Source organism: Shewanella sp. 4t3-1-2LB (genome assembly GCF_017368415.1).
In the GTDB taxonomy this organism is placed as follows: Bacteria; Pseudomonadota; Gammaproteobacteria; order Enterobacterales; family Shewanellaceae; genus Shewanella; species Shewanella fodinae.
The window spans coordinates 1-7591 of sequence record NZ_JAFNJD010000074.1 but is presented as its reverse complement, the minus strand read 5'-3'; the positions used below and the strand labels follow the sequence as shown (position 1 = coordinate 7591).

Below are 7591 nucleotides of genomic sequence, written 5' to 3'. Positions count from 1 at the left end.
GCATTGTGGTACCACCTGACTCCATCCCGAACTCAGAAGTGAAACACAATCGCGCCGATGGTAGTGTGGGGTCTCCCCATGTGAGAGTAGGTCATCGCCAAGCGCCTAATACCACAAAAAGGCCACCTTCATCGGTGGCCTTTTTGCTTTTCACCGTTAACTTTTTTGCCTGAGCCTTATCTTTTGTGTTTAATAGCGCACTGTTATCATTGTTAATTTTGTAAAATGGCTTAGTTGGTAAATGGAATAACTGGATTTCAAAATGCTGACCAAACTTCTGCTAACGGTTCTTGTGGTCGTATTCGCTTGGCGGATGCTGGCAGCCAAACGCCATATAAATGTCAATGAAAGGGTGTACCATAAGCATTCAGACAGTAAGATCCGTAATTACTTGTTTTCATTTGTGCTCATCGCATTAGCATTGCTTGGCGGTGGATTCATGGCATGGCAATGGTTCGATGGTTACACTGTAGTAAACGTGACGCTGGTGTCGCCGACAGAAGCCCGTAGAGATGTTTATCAAGTGAGAAAAAAAGATATTTCTGCCAATGAGTTAATTACAGTCGATGGGCTAAGGATCCGTTTGTCGCGCGATGAGCGTTTAGTGATTGATGATAAGTAAAGCAGTCTGCTCAGATGATACTGTTCATTGATTTGTTATCAGGTAAACTAGCTGCATTTTTTGCCGAAGTGTGTGTTCGGCAGGCAAGTTCTTCAGGAGGGCATGATGATCACCGCCTATATCTACCAGCATCAACAGCTAAAAATAGTAGAGCTTTCACCTGAGGAGAGTATTCCAGAAGACACGCTTTGGCTTGATCTGTTTCGACCAGATGACGATGAGCGAGATTGGCTAGCACGTTTTTCTGTTGAAGAAGTCCCTGACGAGGAAGACATCAACGAAATTGAAGCGTCTGCGCGTTTCTATCAAAACAGCGACGGATTGCATATTAACTCGTTATTTCCACAGAGGGTGGGGCAAGATGTTCGTGGTGTGAACGTTTCCTTTAACCTGCGAAATAGTTTTCTGCTGACCATCCGCGAAGAGGATGTCGGCTTGATCCGTTTACTGCGCAACTACCTGCGGTTAGGCCGGATTGAGGTTGTGACTCCTCAAAGCCTTTTTCTGGAGCTATTTAATCTTAAAGTTGAATATCTTTCTGACCTTATCGAAGACGTATATACAGTTTTGGAAAATGTCAGTGAGCAGGTGTTTGAAAGTGCCGAATTGGATGATGTCTTCAAGATGATCACCTTACAGGAAGATTCTAATGGCAAAATCCGTTTGAGTTTGCTGGATACCCAGCGTTCGTTACGCTACATGCAGAAATACTATCGCCGTGAACTGAGTGAGGACGAACTCAAAGACATGCGCGAAATGTTGTCGGATATTGAATCCCTGATGCCACACAGCCAGTTCATTTTCGATAAGTTAAATTTCTTGCTGGATGCCGCGATGGGCTTTAGTGGTTTACAACAGAACAAAATCATTAAAATCTTCTCGGTTGCCGCCGTGGTGTTCTTGCCGCCTACCGTTATAGCCAGTAGTTACGGAATGAACTTTAAACATATGCCAGAGCTGGACTGGTATGTGGGCTATCCGATGGCGATTATGATGATGTTGGCCAGTGCCGCCGGTACTTATCTGTTTTTCCGGCGCAAAGGTTGGCTGTGATCAGACCGATTTTCGTCTGAGTGGGATGATTTCAGCTTTTTGGTTTCGGTAACTTTCCGGATTTTCTAGAACAGTGGCTAATGCCGAAAACTTGTTGCGCATCATGCGGATCGTGATGATACAACGATGGTAGGGATTATTGCATCGTGCTAATCGTTGTCGCAAGTGGGTGTTGATTGTTCGCAGTTGTTCTTGATTGCTATCGGACTCCGCAATGAGTTCATTGCTGAGTGTTTGTTGCAGTCGGTCAAGTTTTTCCGGCTGGTGTTGTGCCAGCCACATCAATGTATCGAAGTCTGGTAGTTCTGTCATCCTGCCTCTCCAAGTTATACCTTCCATGGCAACGACCCGCTAAGTGCTAGCGGGTCCTCTCAAGACAAGATTAGTTCAGATTATGGCAAAAGGTTAGATCATCACTTTAAGGAACATGTATTAGCCTTTACTTTCACTGCCAAAGTAGTAACTGATCCGTTCTCTTGGGTTCAGGTATTTATAGATGTTCTCGGCCAGCGCGGCTGGCGGCAGACAGCGCACAATGCTTAATCCTTCAGCTTCAAGATCAATAATTGGTGCCTGATCTTTAGGAACCATGGGATCATATACCAAGATCCTCGGCAATAAGAGCTTGTCCAAATTTACCGACATCACCAAACCAAATTGGCCAGATGATAGCTCCACCACTGAGCCTGGCGGATATATGCCCAGCATTTTTATCATTTTTCCAATGTATTCTTGATTGTATTTACCCTTGGAATGCTTATAAAGATAACCTAATGCCGCATAAGGTGTTCTAGCTTGCTGTTGCTGGCTAGGGTGGCAAAGCGCATCATAAAAGTTAACCACGGCAACAAGTTGAGTAGGGTTACTTAATTGTTCAGCCGTTAGGCCTTTCGGTGTTCCGCTACCATCGAGATGTTCGTGATGGTTTGTCACAATCTCTGCTGATGCCGTGGGAAAATCTTCTGCCAGTTTCAGGAGATCGTTGCCTAAGATAGGATGTTGGTTGTATAGATTCTGTTCCGGTGTTGTCAACGGCTCTTGTTTGCGCATGAGCTGGCTTGGCAACTTCAATTTGCCAATATCATGGAATAACGCTCCCAGTCCCACAGCTTCAATATCTGCCCGCTCCCAACCAAGTTCTTTGGCGATCAACATGGACAACACTGCAACGTTTAATGAGTGGAAATAGATACCGTCACTTTTGTCTTGATCTGACATCAGATGCAATACCAGATTATCTGACGCCAGTAATTCCTGTGTGATATCAGCCACCAATTCTTTCGCTTCATGTACAGCGTTCAGCGGTCTGTTGCGCAACTTGCCAATCAGGTTGCGCATGCGTGCGAGAGAACGAGAGAAGTGTTCTTCTGTTTTTTGCAGCTCCCTGCGCATGCGTTGTAATACTTCGATGCGTTCTTTTTTATACTGCTCCATCTGCCCATGTAGTTGTTCAAGATCTTCTGCAGAATGCTCTTGAACATCAGATGCTTGCTGGTCATTTAGTGGTTCAGTATCACTGCGTCCAAGATCTACATATACTGCGTCAATGCCAAGTTTCTTGATTAACTCAATCTGCGCTTGCTGTTTGAGTTTGAAACTACTGAATAAAAAAGGGTGATCCTTCCATGACACCGGTAATCTTACATAATTGCCAACTTGTAATTGTTGGACTGACACAAAGAGGCTTTTACCCATAAGACAACTTCTGTTTGGTTACCTGTCAAATGTTCGGATGGTAGCTATATTACAAGAAATTAACGTCATAGCCTGTATATTAAAGAGGCAAGGGTAAACTGTAATCCGTCAGTGTACCCAACTGCTCAAGAGTGAATTATGGCATGTTTTGCCGAATATCTGTCGAGGTCTTGATCAAGTATCTTTAATGCTACTTTACCAAACTGGTGCCAGTATAGCTGCGGTGGTTGGATTTTGGGCAATCATTCAAAACGCAAAAACTAATACTGGCCACTAATAAGCGTATTGGTTAGCAATCATCTCGCATAATGAGCGTTAACTGAGTGGAATGTTAATACGAAAACAGGCACCTTCCAAAGAGGAGTCTTCGATCTTCAGCGTCCCCCCATAGCTATTAACAATCTCATTACACACGGCTAGTCCGATCCCTTGCCCCGGTGATTGAGTGTCGGCTCGAACACCTCGCTCAATAATTCTCTGCTTCAAGTTGTCTTCAACGCCGGGGCCGTCATCTTCGACTAACAGTTCAAAACCACTTTTGTCCATTTTGGCACTTACCCGTACCTCGCTGATACAAAGGCGAAATGCGTTTTCCATCAAATTACCGCACAATTCCATCAAGTCACCGTGGTCGCCGGGAAATGTCAATGTGTCGGAAACATTCACGGAAAAGCGCACTTTTTTATCCTGATACACCTTAAATAACATCTGAGAAAGTTGATCTATCAACGGTTTAACCGGCGTTCGTACTTGCTTTAATCCCTTTCTGCCCAACATGGCTCGCTTTAACTGGTATTTGACCAGTAAGTCCATTTGACTGACCTGATCCATGATTCTTTCACAGATGGCTTGGCGATCTAGTGTGGCATCATCGGTAATGGCGTGAACCGCTGCGAGACGGGTTTTTAAACTGTGAGCCAAATCGTTCATGGCGTTCTGGTAACGCTGTTGTTGAGAGCTTGATTGCAGTAAGAGCTGGTTGAGGGCTTGAGTTACGCCCTCAAGTTCTACAGGATACCCTGCAGACAGAGATTTGCTTTTGCCTTTGATTATCGCCTGTAATTCTGAGCGCATGCGCACTAACGGCTGCATTCCCCAGTATGCGGCGCTGATGAGTAACAGCAGGGCCAGCGTTAATACTAACGCCAACCGGATATAGGTACGCTTGGCAAATTTACTGGCTTCTTGTTCAATCTTTTCCGCATCTTTCAACACTAATAGGTTGTAGTGAACACCTGCAATATCTACCGATAAGAGATACGCGAAATAACCTCGTTTATCGGCCATGTTGAGATAGTAGGGAGGGACCCCACTACGAATGGTGTCAAAACGTTCACAGATGTCGAATAAACCGCGGTCTACGGCCAGAGAGGACGTCCACACTTGCTTGAATTCACTGTCACAGGAGGCCATGACATAGCGTTCCTGCTTGTTGTTTTCTTCAAGCCAAGCGCTGGTGTCTGGGATCAGATCATGCTCGCGCAGTTCCGCTGCGACTTGAGGGATCTCGGCGATTAGTTGGGCCGTTTCTTCGTTATAACTATTCTGGGCATGTAATATATTGACCATCCATGCCAGACCAAAGCCCACTAATGCAATAATTGACAGCGATGTCAAAAACATACGAGTGAGCAGGCGTTTTTTAGGTTTGAGTCTTAATTGCATGGAAGATTAAATTTATAGCCCTGACCACGAATGGTAATAATGGGGTTTTCAATACCATCACGGGTCAGTTTTTTACGAAGTCGGCTCACCATCACCTCTATGGTATTTGGATCCCCCTCTTTATCACCATAAATGACATCCAGTAAACGTTGTTTAGCGACCACTTCGTGATTATGACGCATTAGATATTCCAGTATTTGATATTCAAAGGCGGTAATATCCATCAATTCCTCACCCATCATGACTTGCTTGGCGGCCAGATCCAACGATAGTTCCCCACTTTGGATAACTGGTTTAACAAAACCCGCACTGCGGCGCACCAGCGCATCCAAACGTGCAACTAGTTCCTCTTTCTGGAATGGTTTCACTAAATAGTCATCGGCGCCAGCATTCAGCCCTTCAACCTTATCTTGCCAATTAACACGAGCAGTAAGGATTAATAGCGGAGCTTTCAGTTCGGCTTCGCGCAGATGCTTAATCAGAGATATGCCATCCTGATCGGGTAAGCCTAAGTCTATGATCGCGACATCTATAGGATAATTGGTGGCCTGGTAGAAGCCCTCTTTAGCCGTTCCCGCAACCTGAACTTGGTTACCCAATTCACTCAGTTGCACTTTTAAATGATGAGACAGTAAAGGATCGTCTTCAACTACCAGAATTCTCATATCGTCCATCCTTAATTTGGTTTAATTGTCAGCGTTAAGCGCAACACTACATTTTGTCCAGGGCTGCAAGTGTACTGCAAAATTACTTAACCTAGGCTGACACAGTTACCGCCATTCGATATGCCGTACGATACAATAAACAGAATCAGATATTCCATAAAGACTGAGCCCAGCGTTTTACAGATGTTAACCTCGGTACCTATGCTGGCAGTGAACATCGATAAAACCGCTATTATAAAACAGATAGCTACAGGTAAATCCAGTCTCTCAGTTGTGGCCTCGGTAGCAGTAGTTCAGCATGTAACCATGCATATTGATGACTTTTCTACGAGTAAATTTGTGGTATTGTAACCCGTTGTGACTGCGGACCTAGGTAAAACAACATATTAATAAATGGTCCAGGAGGCAGCTTCTTCAAGTTACTGCCAGAAATTCAATTGCTATAAAGTTGAGACGGAGCCCACTGTGAAAGGACAAATCATTCGAGAAGAGAAGGTACTTAAGACGATTGAACCTGGGTTCGAAGTAGATCGCCGAGTGGCGTTTCTTAAAGCCAAGTTAAAAGAAGCAAAATGTAAAGCGCTGGTACTGGGAATTAGTGGCGGAGTCGACTCATCCACTGCCGGACGATTGTGTCAGTTAGCGGTTGAGTCGCTTAATCAAGAAAGCAATAGTGAAGAATATCGTTTTGTGGCAATGCGTTTGCCTTATCTTGAACAGCGTGATGAAGATGAAGCGCAATTGGCCTTGTCATTTATTAAGCCAACGCATCAGGTGACAGTAAATATTCATGACGGCGTTGAAGGTATTCATCAACAAGTGCTTTCTGGCTTAGAAGCGTCATCTATCTTGGAGCCAGATGATGCCAAAGTCGATTTTGTTAAAGGCAATGTCAAAGCTCGGATGCGTATGATTGCGCAATATGAAGTCGCGGGTATTGTGGGCGGGTTGGTGGTTGGCACCGATCATAGCGCTGAGAATGTCACAGGTTTTTACACTAAGTGGGGTGATGGTGCCTGTGACATTGCACCATTGTTTGGCTTGAATAAACGTCAGGTGAGGCAGTTGGCATCATTTTTGGGTGCCCCAGAGTCGTTAGTTAATAAAACTCCTACTGCGGATCTGGAGTCTAACCGTCCAGGGTTGGAAGATGAAGTGGCTTTGGGACTGACATACGAACAGATTGATGACTTTCTTGAAGGTAAAGACGTTGCCCCTGAAGTGGAGGAACGTGTTATCAATATCTATAAGGCTACTCAGCACAAGCGTCGTCCTATCCCCACTATCTATGATTAATTCCTCTGAAAATGCCATCTTAATAGATGGCATTTATTCATTTTAAATGTTTCAAATTGCCAGTCTTAATAAAGCGATCATGCGATTAGGAAACTGGCGATAATCAAGGTAGGGGACCAACCAGGTCTTTTCATTTAGCCGCTGCAGCTTGGGCTCAGACAGCAGTGGAATCGCATCATGAGCATTGATTTTTAGCATTTCTCCTGCGGCTTTACCACAGATAAGTTGAATACCTTCGACAGGTAGTTGTTTACTTGGCTCCGTATACAAACACAACTCCCAAAACAACTTGGCTTGTAGATAACTACGCCAATTTTCATCAGGGCTAAAAATTTTTGCCGCAATCACCATAATTTTGCGCCAGTGATTGCTATTAGCACTGATAAGAGCCTCTGCTGCATCAGTTTGCTGCCAACTCCAGTGGGTTGGGATGACAGGTGAATGTGGTAAATAAATCAGATGTTGCGCTTGCGTATTCCGGCCGATCATGAACACTCATTCTGACGGAACGTGAACACCTCTACTGATTGAACGTGAACACCCATACTGATTTCAATCTGAACACTTTGACCATCATTTCCAGAATCGGTGTTCA

General features: G+C 44.6%; 8 protein-coding genes and 1 rRNA gene. 4 read left to right on the top strand and 5 right to left on the bottom strand.

From position 1 onward, the window contains the following. The 3 genes from rrf to corA all read left to right on the top strand — a co-directional run. Window positions 1-103 (top strand): 5S ribosomal RNA (gene rrf / locus J3L11_RS18195); the annotation flags it as partial. A gap of 159 nt (window positions 104-262) precedes the next feature. Further along, the gene (locus tag J3L11_RS18190; RefSeq protein WP_207571901.1) at window positions 263-622 is read left to right on the top strand and encodes a hypothetical protein; all 360 of its coding nucleotides are present in this window, start codon (window positions 263-265) and stop codon (window positions 620-622) included. Between the two features lie 105 nt (window positions 623-727). Continuing rightward, complete coding sequence (corA, locus tag J3L11_RS18185; RefSeq protein ID WP_133039143.1) at window positions 728-1675, top strand: magnesium/cobalt transporter CorA; 948 nt, start codon at window positions 728-730, stop codon at window positions 1673-1675. Here corA and J3L11_RS18180 read toward each other — a convergent pair whose 3' ends face one another. From J3L11_RS18180 to J3L11_RS18165, 4 genes are all read right to left on the bottom strand, one after another. Next, window positions 1676-1987, bottom strand: a complete 312-nt coding sequence (locus tag J3L11_RS18180; protein WP_207571900.1) for a DUF3135 domain-containing protein — start codon at window positions 1985-1987, stop codon at window positions 1676-1678. A gap of 120 nt (window positions 1988-2107) precedes the next feature. Then, entirely contained in the window at window positions 2108-3370 is a 1263-nt protein-coding gene (locus J3L11_RS18175) for a DUF3391 domain-containing protein (protein WP_207571899.1), read from the bottom strand. A 315-nt stretch (window positions 3371-3685) separates the two neighbouring features. After that, window positions 3686-5035 (bottom strand): sensor histidine kinase, encoded by a 1350-nt coding sequence (locus J3L11_RS18170; protein ID WP_189616025.1) that lies wholly within the window; start codon window positions 5033-5035, stop codon window positions 3686-3688. Next, the gene (locus tag J3L11_RS18165; protein WP_133039064.1) at window positions 5026-5700 is read right to left on the bottom strand and encodes a response regulator; all 675 of its coding nucleotides are present in this window, start codon (window positions 5698-5700) and stop codon (window positions 5026-5028) included. The genes J3L11_RS18170 and J3L11_RS18165 overlap by 10 nt, the downstream gene beginning before the upstream one ends. A gap of 465 nt (window positions 5701-6165) precedes the next feature. Between J3L11_RS18165 and nadE the strand changes: the two genes are divergently transcribed. Beyond that, a complete protein-coding gene (gene nadE / locus J3L11_RS18160) occupies window positions 6166-6996 on the top strand; it encodes an ammonia-dependent NAD(+) synthetase (protein WP_207571898.1) in 831 nt (276 codons plus the stop codon). A gap of 51 nt (window positions 6997-7047) precedes the next feature. Here nadE and J3L11_RS18155 read toward each other — a convergent pair whose 3' ends face one another. Next, window positions 7048-7485 (bottom strand): hypothetical protein, encoded by a 438-nt coding sequence (locus J3L11_RS18155; protein WP_207571897.1) that lies wholly within the window; start codon window positions 7483-7485, stop codon window positions 7048-7050. Between the last annotated feature and the right edge of the window lie 106 nt (window positions 7486-7591).